General features: G+C 68.4%; 17 protein-coding genes. 14 read left to right on the forward strand and 3 right to left on the reverse strand.

The window, feature by feature from the left end; translation table 11 throughout:
* Positions 1 to 13 precede the first annotated feature (13 nt).
* The 10 genes from ACIA03_RS14660 (at position 14) to ACIA03_RS14705 (ending at position 10,186) form a co-directional block, all read left to right on the forward strand.
* On the forward strand, positions 14 to 580 hold the full coding sequence (locus ACIA03_RS14660; RefSeq protein ID WP_396983586.1) for a TlpA family protein disulfide reductase: 567 nt from the start codon (positions 14 to 16) through the stop codon (positions 578 to 580).
* Complete coding sequence (locus tag ACIA03_RS14665; protein WP_396983588.1) at positions 577 to 1,335, forward strand: cytochrome c biogenesis CcdA family protein; 759 nt, start codon at positions 577 to 579, stop codon at positions 1,333 to 1,335. The genes ACIA03_RS14660 and ACIA03_RS14665 overlap by 4 nt, the downstream gene beginning before the upstream one ends.
* Positions 1,332 to 2,921 (forward strand): cytochrome c biogenesis protein ResB, encoded by a 1,590-nt coding sequence (locus ACIA03_RS14670; RefSeq protein WP_396983590.1) that lies wholly within the window; start codon positions 1,332 to 1,334, stop codon positions 2,919 to 2,921. The genes ACIA03_RS14665 and ACIA03_RS14670 overlap by 4 nt, the downstream gene beginning before the upstream one ends.
* Positions 2,914 to 3,912, forward strand: coding sequence for a c-type cytochrome biogenesis protein CcsB (gene ccsB / locus ACIA03_RS14675; RefSeq protein ID WP_396983592.1), 999 nt, complete (start codon positions 2,914 to 2,916; stop codon positions 3,910 to 3,912). The genes ACIA03_RS14670 and ccsB overlap by 8 nt, the downstream gene beginning before the upstream one ends.
* Before the next feature lie 9 nt (positions 3,913 to 3,921).
* Positions 3,922 to 4,230 carry a DUF4229 domain-containing protein gene (locus ACIA03_RS14680; protein ID WP_396983594.1) on the forward strand — a complete coding sequence of 103 codons (309 nt, stop codon included), beginning with the start codon at positions 3,922 to 3,924 and terminating at the stop codon, positions 4,228 to 4,230.
* A 17-nt stretch (positions 4,231 to 4,247) separates the two neighbouring features.
* Complete coding sequence (locus ACIA03_RS14685; protein ID WP_396983596.1) at positions 4,248 to 4,868, forward strand: hypothetical protein; 621 nt, start codon at positions 4,248 to 4,250, stop codon at positions 4,866 to 4,868.
* A gap of 287 nt (positions 4,869 to 5,155) precedes the next feature.
* On the forward strand, positions 5,156 to 6,223 hold the full coding sequence (gene chvE / locus ACIA03_RS14690) for a multiple monosaccharide ABC transporter substrate-binding protein (RefSeq protein WP_396983598.1): 1,068 nt from the start codon (positions 5,156 to 5,158) through the stop codon (positions 6,221 to 6,223).
* 76 nt (positions 6,224 to 6,299) lie between these two features.
* Positions 6,300 to 7,832: a multiple monosaccharide ABC transporter ATP-binding protein gene (gene mmsA / locus ACIA03_RS14695; RefSeq protein WP_396983600.1), complete on the forward strand. Its 1,533-nt coding sequence runs from the start codon at positions 6,300 to 6,302 to the stop codon at positions 7,830 to 7,832.
* A 6-nt stretch (positions 7,833 to 7,838) separates the two neighbouring features.
* Entirely contained in the window at positions 7,839 to 9,125 is a 1,287-nt protein-coding gene (mmsB, locus tag ACIA03_RS14700; protein ID WP_396983602.1) for a multiple monosaccharide ABC transporter permease, read from the forward strand.
* A gap of 185 nt (positions 9,126 to 9,310) precedes the next feature.
* Complete coding sequence (locus ACIA03_RS14705; RefSeq protein WP_396983604.1) at positions 9,311 to 10,186, forward strand: 1,4-dihydroxy-2-naphthoate polyprenyltransferase; 876 nt, start codon at positions 9,311 to 9,313, stop codon at positions 10,184 to 10,186.
* Positions 10,187 to 10,289: 103 nt separating this feature from the next.
* On the opposite strand, the gene ACIA03_RS14710 is transcribed toward ACIA03_RS14705, so the two are convergent.
* The 3 genes from ACIA03_RS14710 to ACIA03_RS14720 form a co-directional block, all read right to left on the reverse strand.
* A complete protein-coding gene (locus tag ACIA03_RS14710; protein WP_396983606.1) occupies positions 10,290 to 11,300 on the reverse strand; it encodes a type IV toxin-antitoxin system AbiEi family antitoxin domain-containing protein in 1,011 nt (336 codons plus the stop codon).
* Between the two features lie 228 nt (positions 11,301 to 11,528).
* Positions 11,529 to 12,794: an MFS transporter gene (locus ACIA03_RS14715; protein ID WP_396983608.1), complete on the reverse strand. Its 1,266-nt coding sequence runs from the start codon at positions 12,792 to 12,794 to the stop codon at positions 11,529 to 11,531.
* 161 nt (positions 12,795 to 12,955) lie between these two features.
* Positions 12,956 to 13,129 carry a hypothetical protein gene (locus ACIA03_RS14720; RefSeq protein ID WP_160146497.1) on the reverse strand — a complete coding sequence of 58 codons (174 nt, stop codon included), beginning with the start codon at positions 13,127 to 13,129 and terminating at the stop codon, positions 12,956 to 12,958.
* Between the two features lie 470 nt (positions 13,130 to 13,599).
* On the opposite strand from ACIA03_RS14720, the gene ACIA03_RS14725 reads away from it, so the two are divergent.
* The 4 genes from ACIA03_RS14725 to ACIA03_RS14740 are packed head-to-tail and all read left to right on the forward strand — an operon-like array spanning position 13,600 to position 19,924.
* Positions 13,600 to 13,866, forward strand: coding sequence for a hypothetical protein (locus tag ACIA03_RS14725; protein WP_091043078.1), 267 nt, complete (start codon positions 13,600 to 13,602; stop codon positions 13,864 to 13,866).
* Between the two features lie 39 nt (positions 13,867 to 13,905).
* Entirely contained in the window at positions 13,906 to 15,096 is a 1,191-nt protein-coding gene (locus tag ACIA03_RS14730) for a hypothetical protein (protein ID WP_396983612.1), read from the forward strand.
* Positions 15,093 to 17,816 carry an ATP-binding protein gene (locus ACIA03_RS14735; RefSeq protein ID WP_396983614.1) on the forward strand — a complete coding sequence of 908 codons (2,724 nt, stop codon included), beginning with the start codon at positions 15,093 to 15,095 and terminating at the stop codon, positions 17,814 to 17,816. Before ACIA03_RS14730 ends, ACIA03_RS14735 begins: the two co-directional genes overlap by 4 nt.
* Complete coding sequence (locus tag ACIA03_RS14740; RefSeq protein WP_396983616.1) at positions 17,816 to 19,924, forward strand: hypothetical protein; 2,109 nt, start codon at positions 17,816 to 17,818, stop codon at positions 19,922 to 19,924. The genes ACIA03_RS14735 and ACIA03_RS14740 overlap by 1 nt, the downstream gene beginning before the upstream one ends.
* The last annotated feature ends 5 nt before the right edge of the window (positions 19,925 to 19,929 follow it).

Raw genomic sequence — 19,929 nt, forward strand, 5'->3', positions numbered from 1 at the left:
CAGAGTCCTGCGCGTGCGTTACAGGTTCGGCGGTCTTCTCCTCACCGTGGTCATGGTGGGGCTGCTAGCCGCGTGTGGGCAGACCGGCACGAACGAAGCCGGTTACATCTCCGGTGACGGCCGCACCCGGGAGATCCCGGTCGCCGACCGCGGTGAGCCGGTCGAGCTGACCGGCGAGACCCTCGAGGGCAAGCCGTTCGACCTCGCCGACACGCGTGGCAAGGTCACGGTGCTCAACGTGTGGTGGACCGGCTGCGGGCCGTGCCGCAAGGAGATGCCGATGCTGCAGGCCGCCTACGAGGAGCTGGGTGACGACGTCGCCTTCGTGGGGATCAACACCCGCGACGCCTCGGCCGCCCAGGGGCTGGCCTTCGAGCGGCACTACGGCGTCGAGTACCCGTCGGTCTACTCGCCCGACGGCTCCGCCGTCCTCGCGCTGAAGGGCTCGCTGGCGCCGCGTGCGATCCCGGCCACCGCGATCCTCGACACCGAGGGCCGCGTCGCGGCGCTGATCCGGGGCGAGATCCCCTCGGCACGTACGCTCGACGAGCTCATCTCCACCGCAGGGGAGTCATCGTGACCGACTGGTTCGCGAGCACCGCCGGGAGCGGGTCGTTGATGCTGGCGATCCCGGTCGCGCTGCTGGCCGGGTTCCTCTCGTTCGTCTCGCCGTGCACGCTGCCGATGCTCCCGGGCTACCTCTCCTACGCCACCGGCCTGTCCGGCGCCGACCTCGCCTCCGGTGACGTACGCCGCGGCCGCATGCTCGCGGGCGCCCTGCTCTTCGTCGCCGGGTTCTCGGTGGTCTTCGTCCTGATGGGCATCACCGTGGGCGGGATCGCCTACAAGCTGCTCGAGTTCCAGCAGACCGGCACCAAGGTTCTCGGCGTGCTCTCGATCATCATGGGGATCGCGTTCATGGGCTTCATCCCGCTGCTCCAGCGCGACCTGAAGTTCCACAAGGTGCCGGCGGTCGGCCTGGCCGCGGCGCCGCTGCTCGGCTTCCTCTTCGGCCTGGCCTGGACCCCGTGCACCGGGCCGACGCTCGGTGTCATCGCCGGCCTCGCCTGGGACCAGGGCACCGCCGCGCGCGGCGGTCTGCTGCTCGCGGTCTATGCCCTCGGCCTCGGGATCCCGTTCGTGCTCGTCGCGGTGATGTGGCGCAAAGCCACCGTCGCGCTCGGCTGGTTCCGCCGGCACACCCGCGCGATCACGATCGTCGGCGGCGTGCTGATGATCCTGATCGGCGTCGCCATGCTCACCGGCTGGTGGGACAACGGCGTCCAGTGGCTGCAGGTCCAGCTCGTCCAGCGTTGGGAGGGCATCGCACTGTGAGCACGACGTCGGCTCCCGACCAGGAGAGGAAAGATTCCGTACGCCGCCCGGGTGAGCTGAACGCCCGCGAGCTGGCACGCTGGGGCTGGCGTCAGCTGACCTCGATGCGTACGGCGCTGATCCTGCTCCTGCTGCTGGCCCTGGCTGCCGTCCCGGGGTCGCTGATCCCGCAGGACGGTGTCGACTCGCTCAAGGCCGACCAGTGGCGCGAGGCGCACACGACGCTGACGCCGATCTACGAGAAGCTCGGCCTCTTCAACGTCTACTCGACCCCGTGGTTCGCGGCGATCTACCTGCTGCTGATGGTCTCGCTGGTCGGCTGCATCATCCCGCGGTGCCTTGTCTACGCGCGGGCCATGCGTGCTCAGCCGCCGGCGACGCCGGCCAAGCTGACCCGGCTGCCCGACTCCGCGTCGTACGTCGCCGATCAGGAGCCCGAGGAGGTGCTCGCCGCGGCGCGGAAGCAGCTGCGCGGCTATCGTCTCCGTAAAGACGATGACGGCGAGTCGGTCTCGGCGGAGAAGGGCTACCTGCGTGAGGCCGGCAATCTGATCTTCCACATGTCGCTGATCATCGTGCTGGTCGCGTTCGCGACCGGGAGCCTTTTCGGCTACAAGGGCGGCGTGATCGTGCTGGTGGGGGAGGAGTACGGCTTCGCCAACGAGCTCTCGCAGTACGACGACTACAAGCCCGGCTCGCTCTTCGCTCCCGAGGACCTCGACGACTTCAGCTTCAAGATCGACGACTTCCACGCCGAGTGGCTGACCAGCGGCGCGGGCGCCGGCACCGCGCGCGGGTTCAACGCGAAGCTCCGCTACACCGCGGGGACGAGCGACGAGAAGCGCTACGACCTCAAGGTCAACCACCCGCTGACGATCGGCGGCACCGACATCTTCCTGCTCGCCCACGGCTATGCGCCGGTGATCACGGTGCGCGACGGTGAGGGCAACGTGGCCTACTCCGGCCCGACGATCTTCCTCCCGCAGAGCCGGAACCTGCTCTCCTTCGGGGTGGTGAAGGCGCCGTACGCCTCGCCCGAGGAGATCGGCTTCCAGGGGCTGTTCTACCCGTTCGAGGGCACGGTCGACGGTGAGCCGGTCAACCTGATGGGCGACATCGGCGACGGGTCGCACGCGATGCTCTCGCTGCAGGGCTTCCGAGGCGATCTCAACCTCGACGCCGGCCCGCAGTCGGTCTACGCGCTCGACACCTCGAAGGCCAACATGATGTCCCCGGACGATTCCGGGAAGGCGTTCAACCTGCGGCTGGGGGACACGGTCGAGCTGCCCGACGGGCTCGGCTCGGTCTCCTTCGACGACGTCCAGCAGTGGAACCGGGTGCAGATCTCGAAGTCGCCCGGCAAGGAGTGGGCGCTCCTCGGTGTCTCGCTGGCTCTGCTGGGCCTGCTCGGGTCGCTCTTCATCCGCTCGCGACGGGTGTGGGTTCGCGCCCGCCGAGTCGATGGGGGCACACTGGTCGAGATCGCCGCCCTCGACCGCTCCGGCGGTGGAGACACCGCAGCCGTAGTCACCGGCCTTGTCGAGACCTTACGAGGCGCGCGAACACAGGAGGAGAAGGATGTCTGACCACACCTGGGGCGTTCTCAGCAACCAGGCCATCACGGCCGCCGGGGTCGTCTACTTCCTGGCGCTGCTGTGCGCGCTGGTCGAGTGGTCGGCCTGGCAGTCGCGCGCCAGGGCCGCGGTCGCGGAGAAGGAGCTCGTCGGCGCGGGTGCCCCGGCAGACGAGGCCGACGACGCTCCCGCTAACCCCGCCGATGCCGTGCGCGAGCAGCGGGCCGCCCTCTTCGGGCGCCTCAGTCTGCTGCTGACCGCGATCGCGGTGGCGTGTCACTTCGTCGGGCTGCTCGGTCGCGGGATGGCCGCGGATCCCAACCGGGTGCCGTGGGGCAACATGTACGAGTTCACGATCTCGGGCTCGTTCGTGGTCGCCGCGGCGTACGTCGCTCTCCACCGGCGGCTGAAGCTGGGCTGGATGGCGCCGTGGGTGCTCGGGTTCACCCTCGTGGTGCTGATGCTGGCCGTGGTCGGGCTCTACGAGCCGGTCGCGCCGCTGACCGAGGCGCTCAACTCCTACTGGCTCGTCATCCACGTCGTCGCTGCCATCATCGCCACCGGTGGGTTCACGCTGGGCGGCATCGCCTCGGCGGCGTACCTGCTCAAGACGCGCTTCCCCGACGCCGCCCTGCTGGCGCGGGTGCCCGACCTGCCGGCGCTCGACCGGGTCTCCTACCGGATCCACGCGTTCGCCTTCCCGGTGTGGACCTTCGGGGTGCTGATCTCCGGTCCGATCTGGGCGCACGACGCCTGGGGCTCCTACTGGAACTGGGACCCCAAGGAGGTCTGGGCGTTCATCACCTGGGTCGTCTACGCCGGTTACCTGCACGCTCGCGCGACCGCCGGGTGGAAGGGCAAGAAGGCCGCGATCGTGGCGCTGATCGGGCTGGCCACGCTGTGGTTCAACTTCATCGGCATCAACTACTTCTCCTCGACCTCGCAGCATTCGTACGCTGCGCCGGCCGCTCCGTCGGCCGAGCTCGTCGAGACCACCCGATAGGGAAGTCCCATGAAAGAGTTCTGGATCTACACCGGCCTGCGGCTGCTGTCGCTGGTCGCCACCTTCGGCATCGTGGCGGGCATCTGGTCGCTCGTCGCCGGCGAGGTCAACCTGTTCTTCGCGGTGATCCTGGCGTTCCTGATCAGCGGTGCGCTGTCCTTCTTCGTGCTCGACCCGCAGCGGCGGGCCTTCGCCGAGAAGGTCGAGGCCCGGGCCGCGAAGGCGGTCGCGGCCGCCCGCGCCAAGGAGGACGGCGAGATCGACTCCGAGGCCGACACCGCGTCGAACGGCGAAGGCGATGGCCACAAGGTGTCCTGACCTGTTAGACAACGGTCATGTCGATCGTTCACAAGGCCACGCTCACCCCGACGAAGAAAGAGATCTTCGGCGCCTGGCTCGCCACCCAGGCGTGGTGCGAGGGTGACCTGACGGCCACGATCGGCTCCTACCGGTTCGACGACCCGGCCGGCAGGGTCGGGATCGAGTGCGTGCTCCTCGAGGTCGGCGAGTCCGTCGTCCACCTCCCGGTCTCCTACCGTGAGGCACCGCTCGACGGCGCCGAGGAGTTCCTGATGGCGACCACCGAGCACTCGACGCTGGGCACCCGCTACGTCTACGACGCCTGCGCCGACCCGGTGGCGGTCCGGGTCCTGCTGGCCGCCGCGCTCACCGGCGCGACCCAGGAACCGATGGACGTCTACGATCAGGGCCGCCTGGTGGAGCGCCGCGAGGCGGTCGTGACCGCGACCGGCACCGGCTCGTGGTCACGCAACGCGGTGCCGCACTTCGACGGCGTCACCATCCGCTCCCACGGTGCCGACTCACGCGTCGAGGCGGGCAGCTTCATGGTCGTGGTGAAGCGGGTCGTCGACGGTTCCGACGCTGACGGTGCGGAGTCGATCGAGGTCACCTGGCCGGACGGGGCCGGGTCGTTGGTGGGCGTACGTCACCTGTAACCGGACTCTCGCGGGACTTTCCTGTGAGTTCCCTGTGCGAGCACAGGTGATCAACGGGGCCTCCCGTATGTCACGAGTCGGAAACATCCTCGTCCTGTACTTGACGCATTTGGATGTGAGGAGGCACATTGTCCCAATGTGAGCGCTCACATCTGTGATCTGACTCACCGGGACTCCGGTCTGTGCACCGGTTTCCGACACCGATGCCAAGGCTCGCGGCCGTGGCAACCCCCACACAGCGGCGCGCGGCCTACCCGGCGCGACCGTAGACGAAATGGAGCAGGTAAGTGCGCAAGGTACTCACCACGATCACCGCGGCAGCGCTTGCGCTCGGTCTGGCGGCATGCGGCGGCGGCGACGGCGGCGATGGCGGCGACAAGGGCACCGTCGGTGTGGCCATGCCGACCAAGTCCTCGGAGCGTTGGATCGCAGACGGCAACAACATCAAGAAGCAGCTCGAGGCCAAGGGCTACAAGGTCGACCTCCAGTACGCCGAGGACGACATCCCCACCCAGGTCTCCCAGGTCGAGAACATGGTCACCAAGGGCGTCGACGTCCTGGTGGTCGCGGCCATCGACGGCACCGCGCTCGGCGAGGTCCTCGAGACCGCTGAGTCGCAGGACATCCCGGTGATCAGCTACGACCGCCTCATCCGCGACACCGAGGCCGTCGACTACTACTCGACCTTCGACAACTTCCAGGTCGGCGTGCAGCAGGCCACCTCGCTCGTCGAGGGCCTGAAGGCCAAGGGCGAGGGCCCCTACAACGTCGAGCTCTTCGGCGGTTCGCCGGACGACAACAACGCCACCTTCTTCTGGGACGGCGCCATGTCGGTGCTCGAGCCGCTGATCAAGTCCGGCGAGATCGTCATCCCCTCCGGTCAGACGGACTTCAAGCAGGCCGCGATCCTGCGCTGGGACCCGGCCACCGCGCAGAAGCGCATGGAGGACATCCTCACCAAGACGTACGCCTCGAAGAAGGTCCAGGGCGTGCTCTCGCCCTACGACGGCCTCTCGCTCGGCATCATCGCCGCCCTCAAGGGCAACGGCTACACCACCGCCGACCTCCCGGTCGTGACCGGTCAGGACGCCGAGGTGCAGTCGGTGAAGTCGATCAACGCCGGTGAGCAGTACTCCACGATCTTCAAGGACACCCGCGAGCTCGCGAAGGTGACCGTCGACATGATCGTCGCCGTCGGTGAGGGCAAGGAGCCCGAGGTCAACGACACCGAGACGTACGACAACGGCAAGAAGGTCGTTCCGTCTTACCTCCTCGACCCGGTCGTGGTCACCAAGGACGACGTCACCAAGGTGCTCGTCGACTCCGACTACTACACCGCCGACGAGATCAAGTAGCACCCCGTACGCGGCGTGGGCCCGGGTCCCTCCGGACCGGGCCCACGCCGGCCCTTGGCCAGATAGCAGGAACCACATGAGCTCACCGATCCTGGAGATGCGCGGCATCACCAAGGAGTTCCCCGGCGTCAAGGCGCTCTCCGACGTCAACCTCGTCGTCAACCGCGGTGACATCCACGCGATCTGCGGTGAGAACGGCGCCGGCAAGAGCACCCTGATGAAGGTGCTCAGCGGGGTCTACCCCCACGGCACCTACACCGGCGACATCGTCTTCGAGGGCGAGACCGCCAAGTTCGCCAACATCCGGCAGAGCGAAGCCGCCGGCATCGTGATCATCCACCAGGAGCTCGCCCTCATCCCTGAGCTCTCGATCGCGGAGAACATCTTCCTCGGCAACGAGACCGCCAAGCGCGGCATCATCGACTGGGGCCGCGCCAACCGCGAGGCGATCGACCTGCTCGCACGGGTCGGTCTGCGGGAGAACCCGCTGACCCCGGTGAAGAACCTCGGTATCGGCAAGCAGCAGCTCGTCGAGATCGCCAAGGCGCTCTCGAAGGAGGTCAAGCTGCTCATCCTCGACGAGCCGACCGCCGCCCTCAACGACGACGACTCCCAGCACCTGCTCGCCCTGCTCAAGGGGCTGCAGGAGAAGGGGATCACCTCGATCATGATCAGCCACAAGCTGAACGAGATCGAGCAGATCGCCGACGAGATCACGATCATCCGCGACGGCCAGAGCATCGAGACCCTGTCGGTCGCCGGTGGCGGCGTCGACGAGGACCGGATCATCCGCGGGATGGTCGGCCGCGACCTCGAGAACCGCTTCCCCGACCACACCCCATCCATCGGGGACGTCCTCTTCGAGGTGCGGGACTGGACCGTCATGCACCCGCAGGACAGCCACCGCGAGGTCATCCGGCAGGCCAACCTGTCCGTGCGAGCCGGTGAGATCGTCGGCATCGCGGGGATGATGGGCGCGGGACGTACGGAGCTGGCGCGGTCGATCTTCGGCCGCTCCTACGGCTCCCGGACCTCCGGGTCGCTGGTGCTGGAGGGCAAGGAGCTGCACCTCAGCACGGTCACCCAGGCGATCGATGCCGGCATCGCGTACGTCTCTGAGGACCGCAAGGGCCTCGGGCTCAACCTCATCGACGACATCAAGACCTCGGTCACCGCGGCGGCGCTGAAGAAGCTGCGCTCCGGGCTCGTCGTCGACGAGCACAAGGAGGTCGTGGTCGCCGAGGGCTACCGCAAGAACCTCAACATCAAGGCGCCCTCGATCACGGCCGGCGTCGGCAAGCTCTCCGGCGGCAACCAGCAGAAGGTGGTGCTGTCCAAGTGGATGTACACCGACCCGAAGCTGCTGATCCTCGACGAGCCGACCCGAGGCATCGACGTCGGTGCCAAGTATGAGATCTACGGGATCATCCAGGAGCTCGCCCGCAGCGGTCGCGGCGTACTGGTGATCTCCTCCGAGCTGCCCGAGCTGCTCGGTCTGTGTGATCGCATCTACACGCTCGCCGAGGGCGTGATCACCCATGAGTTCGACCGCTCAGAGGCCACCCAGGAGTCCCTGATGCGCTACATGACCGCGGACGCGAGGAAGTAAGACCCGATGAATGCCCTGCTCAACACGCTGCGCGGGAACGTCCGCCAGTACGGGATGATCATCGCTCTGGCGGCGATCGTCATCCTCTTCCAGATCTCCACCGAGGGCGTGCTGCTCAAGCCGCTCAACGTCTCCAACCTGGTCGTCCAGAATGCCCAGATCCTGATCCTGGCCATCGGCATGGTGATCGTGATCGTGGCGCGCCACATCGACCTCTCGGTCGGCTCCGTGGCCGCCTTCGTCGGCGCCGCCGCGGCGATCATGATGACCCAGTACGACTTCCCGTGGTGGCTGGCCGTCTTCCTGGGGCTCTTGATCGGCACTGCCATCGGTGCCTGGCACGGGTTCTGGGTGGCGTACGTCGGGATCCCGGCGTTCATCGTCACGCTGGCCTCGATGCTGCTCTTCCGTGGTCTGACCCTGGTCGTGCTCAAGGGTGCGACCGTCGGTGGTCTGCCCGAGCAGTTCAAGGCCATCGGCAACGGCTTCCTGCCCGAGATCGGGCCGGACACCGGGTTGCACAACCTGACGCTTCTCATCGCCGTCGCCGCCGTCGCGGTGCTCATCGTGCTCGAGGTGCGGCGTCGGGCCGCTCAGGCTGCGTACAACTTCGACGTCCTGCCCTTCCCGCTGTTCGTGGTGAAACTGGCGCTGCTGACGATCGTGATCATGTACTTCGCCTACCTGCTCGCCGACGCGCGCGGTCTGCCGATCGTCGGCCTGATCCTGGGCGGCCTGATCGTGGTCTACACGTTCATCATGAACAGGACCGTCTTCGGCCGGCACGTCTACGCGATCGGCGGCAACGTCGACGCGGCCACGATGTCCGGCGTCAACACCAAGCGCGTCGACTTCATGGTCATGATGAACATGGGGCTCCTGTCGGGGCTCGCCGGCCTGGTCACGACCGCCCGTCTGACGGCGGCCAACCCGAAGGCCGGCGTCAACTTCGAGCTCGACGCGATCGCCGCCGCCTTCATCGGTGGCGCGGCCGTCACCGGCGGTGTCGGCACCGTCGTCGGCGCGATCATCGGTGGTCTCGTCATGGGTGTCCTCAACAACGGCATGTCGCTGCTCGGTGTCTCCATCGACTGGCAGCAGGCCATCAAGGGCCTCGTGCTCCTGCTCGCCGTCGCCTTCGACGTGTGGAACAAGCGCCGCACCGCCGGGTCCGGTGGCGCCGGTGCCGAGTCCGCCGAGCCCAGCGCGCCGCTGCCCGACAAGCTGGCCGAGGAGATCGAGGCCATGGAGGCGGAACTGAGCGTCGACGCCAACGATCCCCCGAAGACCTGATTCATCCCCCACCCCTCGACCCCTGCCTCCCCCCGGGCAGGGGTCGTTGGGTTTTCGGGGCTGGCGGCTCGTGTAACACGCTGTTCGTAGGACTATTCGCCCTATCGGAACGACCGGATAGTCGTACGAACGACGTGTTACAGCCCAGCCGCACCCGCCTCGAGCCACCGGTGTTGAATAGCGGGGTGGCAAATTCCGCTCAGTGGCTCCAGGGAGCCCGTCCTCGCACACTCCCCGCGGCGCTCGCGCCGGTCATCGCCGGGACAGGGGTGGCTGCGTACGCCGGCGGGTTGGTCTGGTGGAAGGCGTTGCTCGCGCTCGTCGTGGCGCTGGCGCTGCAGGTCGCGGTCAACTACGCCAACGACTACTCCGACGGGATCCGGGGGACCGACGACGACCGCGTGGGGCCGCTGCGCCTGACCGGATCCGGGCTCGCGGCACCGTCCGCGGTCAAGCGCGCTGCGTTCATCGCCTTCGGGATCGCTGCGGTCGCAGGCCTGGTGCTGGCGGTGACGTCGGCATGGTGGCTGGTCCTCGTCGGCCTGGTCTGCATGATCGCGGCCTGGTACTACACCGGCGGCTCGCACCCCTACGGCTACGCCGGGCTCGGCGAGGTCATGGTCTTCGTCTTCTTCGGGCTCGTCGCGGTCATCGGCACCACGTTCGTCCAGACGCAGAGCTGGGAGTGGGGTGCGCTGTGGGCGGGCGTCGGCATCGGCGCCATCACCTCCGCGCTCCTCGTCGCCAACAACCTCCGCGACATCCCCGGCGACACCGAGTCGGGCAAGATCACCCTCGCCGTACGCCTCGGCGACGCCCGCACCCGCTGGCTCTACGTCGCCCTCGTGGCCGTCGCCGTCGTCTCGGTCGTGCTCGTGGCGCTGACGACCTCCTGGTGGGCGCTGCTGGGACTCGGGTTCATCGCGGTCGCCGCCCAGGGTGTCCGCACGGTCCTCGACCGCGCCAACCTCGGCCCTCGCCTGATCCCTGCTCTCCAGCAGACGGGGCTGGCCACGTTGGTGTGGGGGCTGCTCGTCGGCGTACCGCTGCTGTTCATCTGAGGTCTCGCCGCGGGGTGTAACACGCTGTTCGTAGGTCTTTCCGGTCGTTCTGATAGGGCGAGTAGTCCTACGAACGACGTGTTACAGCAGGGGCGGGGCAGCTTCAGGCGGCCTTCGAGCGACGTACGCGGAACCGTTCCAGGTCTGAGATGTCGGTGCCGAAGGCTCGGCAGGTGGCGAGGTACTCCCGCGCCAGGCGATCTTTGAGGTAGATGCGGTTGCGGCCGAAGAGGTCGTCCCATTCGATCCGGGACATGCCGAGATGGAAGCCGTGGGCCCAGTCCTGTCGAGTCTTCTCCTCGGCGAGGATGTCATCGACTGACCGGAGTGCCAGACCTCCATCTGCGACCGGCACGTACTTGCTCCGGCCGTCGAACTCGAAGATGTGACGGCCCACGCGAAGATCGAACCTTGCGGTGCGTACGCCGTCCGTGATCTCGAACTGGGTCTCGATCCCGGTCAGCCCGATCTCTTCGAGTACGTCGCGAGTGAGGGACTCGCCGACCGACTCGGCCCCCGCGTAGGAGAGCTCGATGGCCTCCCGCGCCAGACGGCGGTTGGGCCAGTGCTTCATCTGGCCGAGGACCGCCCAGAGCTCGTTGACGGACGCCCCCATCCGCCTGGCGGAGTCGACCGCCACAACCCCGTACGGCCGGCCGTGCTCCCGAGCGATGTCGATCGCGGTCCGGGCGAGACCGAGTACGTCGAAACCGTTCGCCTGCACCACCTGATCCTCGGAGTAGGGAGCGAGGTGATGCTTCACGCCCCATTTGTTGTGAGTGCCGACCACAGGCTGGCGAGTGACGTGGGTCTGAGGTTTCGTGGGTAGGAGGATGCCCATCTCGAGCTCGAGGGCAGCTGTCTCGTGGCTTCGCACGAACGGAACCGTGATGGCCGCGCAGGCGGCCCGGTCGCGAAGGCGCCGCCTTTCGGTGGGCAGCGTGATGCTCTCGACGTAGGTGCGTTCGGCGTAGACCCCGCGGCATACGACGGTCCACGAGCCGTTCTTGACGTACCGATAGAGCGTGTCGAGATCGAGGCCGGCCGCGAGCGCCTGGTTGCGGGTGATGAGGCCGTGGTTGGCCGCCATGATCGCCTGGATGTGTGGATTCATGGATCGAGCCTGTGGCCCTACATCGACACTTGCCAGCGCTGAGCAGTGCGCTGTGGATAACCCCGACACGACGTGAGTCTGTGGATGGTTGGTGGCCCGTGGTCGGGCTTGGGGCGGGGTGTAACACGCTGTTCGTAGGACTATCCGGTCGTTCTGATAGGGCGAGTAGTCCTACGAACGACGTGTTACACCGGCCGGGCTCCCGCGCAGCCAGCCCTCCCGCGGCGGCTACGCCGGCTCGGGGACGGGCTGGGTCCGCTGGGCGAGGTAGCGCTCGGCGGCGCGGGCGGAGGGGTGGACGGCGATCGCGGCGACGATGATGATGCCCGCGATGAGGGCCCAGCCGAGGTGGCCGAGCTCCATGGCCAGGAAGGTGTACGCCGCGGGGGCCCACACCGTGCCGAGGGTGTAGCCGACCTGGGCGGCGCCCTGGTAGTCGCCGCGGTGCTCCGGGTCGGAGAGGTCGGCGACCAGGCCCCACTCGCCGGCCGACTGGAAGAGCTCGGCGCCGGTGACGGTCACATGGCCGAGCCAGACGAGCGCGATCGTGAGAAGTCCGACGGTGTCGTGGGTGACCGCGATGATGGCGCAGGAAGCGAGGAAGCAGAGCGCCCCGCGCCGCTGCGCGCGAAGTGATGTCGTCACGTCCGTGACGCCGCGGGCGGCGATCACCTGCAGCCCGACGGCCATGACGGTGTTGGTGCCGAACAGCCATGCCAGCAGTACGCGCGGCGCATCGGTCTCCTGGACGAGCCAGAGCGGGATGACGACGTTGAGGAGGACCTGATGGGTGCCGAGCACGCCGTCGAAGAACGTCGTCGCCAGGAACGCGCGGTTGCGCAGGGCACCGAGGCGGTCGCGTACGTCCTTCGTGGTGTCGCCGGACGGAGCAGGGGTGGAGAGGCGGGGGAGGCGCGAGATCCAGTAGGCGTTGACCAGCAGCACCACGGCGGTCATCAGCGGGACGGCCTTGATCAGCGTGTTGGAGTCGGCCGCCAGGGCGAGGCCGCTGGCGAGGGCGCCGATCGTGTAGCCGACGTTGCGGGCGGCGCGCATGTAGGCGAACCCCCGCACCCGCGTCGCCGCGGGGAAGACCGAGATCCGGTACGCGTCGCGCCCCGACTTCTGCCAGGACGAGGCGAGCGCGAGGAGCACCTCGACGGCGACGTACGCGGCGAAGTTGCCGACGAGGACCCAGGCACCGAACAGCAGCGCCTGGAGAACGGCACCGGCGATCCAGCTGAGCCGGGTGCCGAGACGATCCGCGAGTCGGCCCAGGGGGACGGCGAACAAGAAGGTTGCGACGCCCGCGATCGTGAGACCGAGGCCGACCTGTGCGGCGGAGAGGCCGACGATCTGGGTGAAGAAGACCGCCGAGCCGGTGAGAAAGGTGCCTTCGGCGAAGGCCGACAGCACCGACTGGTACGACATCGCCCGGATGAGCGGGTCGTCTGAGAGGACCTTGTCCCTCAACCGGATGAAGTGAGGGGACAAGACGACTCCCAACTATCTTGACATCGAGACAAGCGAAGTCTTGTCCTCGCGGAGTTCGACGTCAAACAGTTATCCGGGCTGATCGGTCCCCAAACCGGGCAGCGAGGAAACAGGAGTCCATCGCGCCGACGCCCGTGCGTCGGCGTTGGTCGTGGTCTGGGTCAGCGGGTCGAGCCCTCGATGGTGCCGATCACGCCGCCGAAGACGTCCGTGGTGACGCCCCAGATGCCGCCGGCGATGGCCGAGACCGTGCTGGTCAGTCCTTGCGGATCGGTGAACAGCCAGAACCCGACGAACAGGGCGCCGATGACGATGAAGATCTTCTTCTTGTCCATGTGAGCTCGTCCTCCCGAGAAATCCGATTGAATGGAATGTAAATTCGCGAATCCAGACGCAAGCGCGCGAAATTCGCGAGGATGCGCCGGGATATAGATTCCCCGAAGTTAGCCTCCCCTCGCAAGAATTCGCCGAAGGAGACCACTGAGCGGGACGGTGTCGCGTCCAGCGGTCCGGTGTATGGCACGACAACTGTGTGGCGCGGGTCGGTTGAGGGCGTGTACGCGCGCGGTGAGACACGTGTCGTCAGGTGGAACGAGGTGCGCTGAGGCGGTCTGGGGACTACCCTCGTCTCACATGGCGGTGGCGTTTGTCCAGAATGCCGATGCCCGGGAGTTTGCGTCAGCGCGCGGGAGGGGCGGGCGCCTCCACCCACCGGTGCCGCATGGGGCTGCGCCGGGCGGGACAACCGAATAACTTCCGGACGCGTCCGGCAATCAGACCTCACCTCGGGAAAGGGAGCAGAACAATGGCACCGCACCAGTTGATTCAAAGTACGACGCAAGCCGCCGAGTATGGCACCGGCGGCCTGGCCGAGTGGATCACCGACAACATCATCACGCTTGTCGTCCTCATCCTCGGCGTCACGGTCCTGTGGGCTGCCCGCAGCGGCAACATCTCCAAGGCCGTCACGATCGTCGGTGGCCTGATCATCGGTCTCGGCGTCCTCGGCCTCGCCGTGGGCAACAACGCCACGGACCTCGGTCAGTGGATGGCTGGTCTCTTCAAGGGGTGAACTCGGTCCCGTTAGCTAACCCAGGGAGGGATCTCGGGGATGAGGCTGCCTGACGACGACGAGCTGTACGAGGTCGACCAGACCTATCTCGGTCCCCCTCGTCGCTACATCGGGGAGATGCGTTACCGCACCATCTTCCTCTTCTTGGTGATCGCGCCGGTGACGCTTGTGCTGCTGCGCAAGCTCGGCATGCCGGTGACGCTGCTCAGCATGGGGCTGTGGCTGATCGGCGCCTCCTACCTCTCGATGAAGGCCTCCGACTACATCAGCTCGGAGAGCTCGGCCGGCGCCTGGCTGATGACCTTCTGGCACGAGCTGACCACGCCGCGCGTGGAGACGGGCGCACAGTACGCAGGTGGCGCAGCCGCCGCGTTCCGGCACGCGACCAGCCCGCGAGGCGGCTGGGCGAAGGCCATGCGACGGCCCGGGCGGCGGTTCGCGCAGCAGCCGGGTGCCACACCCTCGCCGAGGATGCTGCAGGCGACGGTCGTCGCCTCGACGCCGAGCGCCTCGACGAGACAGAGAGCCTCCGGCTTCGCTGAAACCCAAACCATGCCGGTGCGCGGCAAGGCCGCGCCCGTTCGGCCCGTGATCGAGGCCAAGGTCGTCGAGGAGCCGCTTCCGGCCGAGCTCACGGTCCAGCCCGAGGCCTGGCCTGCCAGGCAGCAGCAGGCCAGTGGCGTACGTCCGGCGAAGGGTGGCTGGTCGAGCCGGCCGTCCTCCTCGCCGCGTGAGCCCCGTGACGTCCCGTGGAAGGGCGGTGCGCCGTGGCAGGCCCGGCAGGAGCAGGACCAGCCCGCGCCGGCCCCCGAGACCACTGCCCCTGCTGCGCCGCCGCCTCCGCCCGCGACGCCTGTTCCGCCCGCTCCGCCCGTCACCCGGCCCGCCGCACCCACGACGCCACCCCCGCCTCCGCCGCCGCCTTCGTCGGCCCCCGCAGCGCAGAAGCCCGCACCCGAGCCCACACCCGAGCCCGAGCCCGCACCGAAGCCGGCGCGGCAGCCGCTCGTGCATGCGGTCAGGCCGGCCGTGGTGATCGCGCCGGAGCCGGGACTCGACGACTTCGACGAGGACGACTTCGACGACTTCGACGATGCGCCCTCGGGACGTACGCGTCCCAGGGACAATCAGGACGAGTGGGCGACGACCGACGAGCGCCCGCAGAGCGTGGACGACTACCGCAAGCGCCTCAACGGCGACGACGCACCCAACGACGGAGGAACCGCATGAGGCGGCCGCGAACGGAGCGGGCCTACGGGCCTGGCTTCGAGAAGCCCAAGCCGGGACGCAAGAGCGTCTTCGGCCGGGGCGGCGACGACTCGAAGGGCGTCCATGAGCCCAGAGGTGACAAGTGGGCGCTGGAGGAGGTGCGCGGTCACCTGACCTTCACCGGCGACCGCATCATCGCCTGGTACCTCGCCGAGCCACAGACCTGGTCGTTCCGTGCCCACTCCGACCTCGAGGCCCTGATCACCGACCAGGCGAGCCAGCTGGCCGACCTGGTCGGCAACACGATCCACGGCCGGGTCACCACCCGCCCCTATCCCGTACGTCACTGGGCGCATGCCGCGTTCGCCAACGCCCCCGACCCGCAGCCCGGGTTCGAGGAGATGATGGCGCGCAACCAGGCCCACATGGCCGCGCACAGCCAGGCCGACAAGCTCGTCTACTACGGCGTTGACCTCGGCCGTCGCGACGCGACGGTGCGGACCCTGGCGAAGTTCTCCGCCAGCGCCGCCGAGCGGGAGATGGCCGCGATCAGCGAGCGGCTCGACACGGTCAACCGGGTGATGTCGCGCCCCGGCTTCTCCGCACGACCCGCGGTCGGCCACGACATGGAGTGGATGATCGCCCGTTCGCTCTCGCTGGGCGCGAAGATCCCGGTGCCGGAGCCTGGCGAGGCCCAGCAGAACTTCCTCGACACCGACGACATGGCCGAGTGGTTCGAGTCGGTCGCGTGGTCGGCCGAGCCGCTGGCGCCGACCGTGCAGGTCACCAGCAGCATCGGCGGCCGCCAGGAGACCAGCCACGTCTGCGTACTGACGGTCTCGCGGATCGGCGACATCGAGGTCCCGGAGACCCACGCGCCGTGGATGGCGAAGACCGACGCGCTCGGTTTCCCGGTGGAGTGGTCCTTCCGGGTCGAGCCGCGCTCGCCGGAGGACGTCTCCCGCGAGATGGCGTCGCTGACCCGCCGTATCGACGGCCAGGTCAGCCACTGGTCCGAGGACCACGGCAAGCGGCCTCCCAAGCAGCTCTCCCGTCAGGCCGGCCGCGCTGCCGACGTCGAGGACGAGATGCGCTCGGAGTTCACCGGCCTGTCCACCCGGACCAGGGGTTGGTACCGCATCGCCGTCACCGGTCGCACCGAGGCCGAGGCGCTCGACAAGGCCCAGAAGGTCGTCGACCTCTACCGGCCGCAGATCAAGATCACCCGTCAGCTGGGGCAGTACCACCTGGCTCGCGAGTTCGTCCCGGGCGAGCCGCTCGCGTCGACCGCGCACGCGCGGAAGTTCCCGGTCCTCAAGGTCGCCGCCGGCCTCCCGGCGGTGACCGCGGAGGTCGGCGACAAGCGCGGCTTCTACCTCGGCGAGACCTCGGCGATGGCGTCGCGGGCCGTCCTGATGGACCCGTGGTATCTCACCGAGGTCATGGAGCAGGCCGGCCTGATCCCGCTCGTCGGCACGCCCGGTTCCGGAAAGTCGACGCTGATGGGCGTCGTCATCTACATGTCGATCCTCTCCGGCATCCACGGCGTCGCCATGGACCCGGCGGGCCGGTTGCAGCGGCTGATGGCGCTTCCCGAGATCGGTGGCGGTGCCTTCAACGGCCAGCGGGTCCCGGCCCGGGCCCGCAGCGTGGACGTGCTCGGCGGTCGCCCGGGGTCGCTGTCGCCCTATGCGGTCGTGCCCGACCCCAACCCGGAGCTGATCCGGGCCGAGGCGATGTCCGACCACGAGTTCGCCGAGCGGCTCCACCGGGAGCGGTCAGCCGCCGTGCAGCAGCGCCGCGACCTGACCGTCTCCGTGCTCCGCTCCTGCCTCCCGGTCGGACTGGCCAACAACGAGGAGGTGCTCAAGCGCATCCGTGCCCGCGTCATGGAGGCGCAGGCCGACCGCGGCGCCGACACCTCGACGATCGTGAAGATGCTCTTCGAGGGCGACGGCGGCGACCAGGAGATCGCCCGCGAGCTCGCCGCAGCCCGCGAGCGTGAGCTCGGCCGCCTCTTCTTCGGCAACGACTTCCTCCAGTCCGACGCGGAGCTGAAGGGCACGCCGTTCACCTTCTACAACCTCAAGGGTCTCAACACCCCGCCCGAGCACGTGCCGCGGGAGGAGTGGAGCGCCGAGGAGCAGATGGCGCGCCCGATCATGACCCTCGCGGCCTGGTCCGCGCTGCACCTGATCTACCGCAGCGACCCCAACGAGCGGAAGCTGTTCGCGCTCGACGAGGCCCACGAGGTCACCCAGGCGAGCGGCGGCACCGGGCGTGCCCTGGTCCACAAGCTCTCCAGCGACTCCCGCAAGAACAACTGTGCCGCGCTGGTCTCCACCCAGAACGCCTCCGCGATCCTGGGCTCCGACATCAACAACTTCGTCGGGGCGGCCTTCGTGGGACGTACGCAGGACGAGACCGCCCAGCGCGACGCGCTCAAGCTGCTCGGCAAGCCGGAGGGTCTGGGCTACGAGTCGATCCTGGCGCGGCTCTCGCCGCGCACCCGCCGCGGCGACGAGCAGCTGGGCTACCGGGAGTTCATCTACCGCGACGGCCTGGGCGGCGACACCGGCCACGGCGGCATGGAGATCATCAAGGTCACCCTCAACCACCACCCGGGTCTGCAGGAGGCGCTCAACACCACCGCCGACCCCACCCGCCGAGTCAGCCGGGCCATCGGCGGACAGCCGGTCGACCCTTCCGAGACTGATCCTTCCGGGGACGGGATCGGCTGATGTTGCCGCGCCCCGCTCCCCGGAGGACACCCCTGCGCCGTAGGGCGGCTGCCCTCGTCGTACTCGTGGTTGCTCTGCTGTCGGTCGCCGGCCCGGCGGCTGCGGGGACGAGGGGGATCGACATCCCGATCCCGTTCGATCCGACGGGTGGGCTCTCGGGTGTGAGCGATGCGTGCAACAACCTGGATGCGCCGATGCCGGCTTCTCCGTACGGGGATGGCTCGTTCATCGTGCGGATGACGGCGTTGGGGGCGGCGTCGAAGGCGGGCACGGAGCTGAACGATCCGGAGAAGGTCGACGACGAGCTGGATCCGTTCCGCAACAAGGACGAGGTCTCGTTGGAGTCGGCCTACGGCACCTCTCCGCAGTGGTGGACCTATGACAACGGGTGCACGGGGCAGTTCGTGGCGGGGGCGGGGACCTCGATCGGCAACATCATGTTGGAGATCTCGGGGATCCTGCCGAACTGGTCGCATGCGTTGCTGAACGCGGTGATCGGGGAGAACTCGTTCCTCAAGGCCCTCGATGACCCGATCGTGGCCGCCTCCAAGGCGGTCACCGACGGGGTGTGGGCGCCGTGGGTGAGTGTGGTGCTGTTGCTGGTGGCGGCGACGGTGATGATCCGGGCGCGGGACGGCCGGTTCGCGCGGGCGGTCACGGCGGCGGGTTGGGCGCTGGGCGTGCTGGTGGTGACGTCGTGGTTGATCCAGTATCCGGTGGAGTCGACGAAGCTGGTCGATGACGGGGTGCGGTCGGCGACGGGCCTGATCGCGGCCGGGTTCAACGATGGCCGGACGGTCCCCGGCGTCGGTGACGACAAGTTCGGCGAGACCGATGCGGTCAAGGCTGTGGACGGCCAGATGGATGAGGTGGTGCGTTCGACGCAGTACCGGACCTGGTTGGCGGGTGCGTTCGGTGATCCGGACTCGGCCACGGCGAAGACGTACGGGCCGCGGGTGTTCCGGGCGACGCATTTCTCCTGGCAGGAGTACGACGCCTATCGCAAGGACCCCAACGGTGAGGGCAAGAAGGTCCTGGAGGCCAAGCAGGACGCGTTCAAGAAGCATGCCGAGGCGGTGAAGAAGTCCGACCCGGTGGCGTATGAGTACTTCAAGGGTGAGCACTGGTCCCAGCGGGCGACCACGGCGCTGGTGAACCTCGTCGTGGTCGTGGTGGTGTGCGGGTTCCTGCTGGTGGCCGGGCTGGCGATCCTGTTGTCGTTCGCGTTGATCCGGTTGATCGTGCCGTTCGCGCCGGCCGCGGGGGTGTTGTTCATGCTGGACCACACCCGGGATGCGGCGGTGGCGATGCTGAAGCGGGTCGTGGGGCCGTTGGTGATGGGCCCGATCTACTTCCTGGTCGCGCTGCTGCTGCTGCGGTTGGACTCGGCGATCCTGACCTCGACGATGTGGTTCGTGCTCAAGCTGGGGCTGATCGCGGTGCTGACCGTGCTGGCCTGGCGACTCACCCGCCCCGCGGCGTACGGGATCCCGTTGCCGGGCATGGGGCGCCTCACCTCGATGCTGTCCTCGTACGTCGGTGCCCGGACGGGCACCGAGGCCGGGGTCCGGGACGCGACCGCCGACCGGCCCCCCGCCACCGGTGGTGTCCCCGCCGGCACCGGAGCGGTCTCGAGCCCCGGCGGGGTCTACATGCCCGGCCACGAGCTGACCGCCAGCCGGCCGACGATGTTCGCCGAGCAGGTGCCCAACCAGGCGCCGGTGACGGCCGCCGGAGCGCTGGGTGCCGGAGCGGGTGCGAGCAGCACACCGACGTACGCCCTGGGCTCCTCGATGAGCGGCAACGACGGTGAGCGCGTGGCCGGACAGTGGTTCGACTCGCGCTCCGCCGAGCGCGACGAGCCGACGCCTGGTCACGCCGCGCAGGTCTACACCAACGACCGCCCCGAGGCGCCGAGCCCCGTCGACCACACTGCCTACGCCGACCGCGAGCCGGAGCCGCCGCGGCACTCGCCGGTGGCGGAGGCCAATGTGGACTACGACGCCGACGGCAACCCGGTCTTCGTCATCTACTCACCGAACGGGAACCGCTCGGTTCCCGTCGACAACGGTTCCAGCTGGGGGTCAGCTGAAGGAGGAGCCCGGTAGTGCGG

It is taken from the genome of Nocardioides sp. NPDC051685, assembly GCF_044453405.1.
In the GTDB taxonomy this organism is placed as follows: Bacteria; Actinomycetota; Actinomycetes; order Propionibacteriales; family Nocardioidaceae; genus Nocardioides.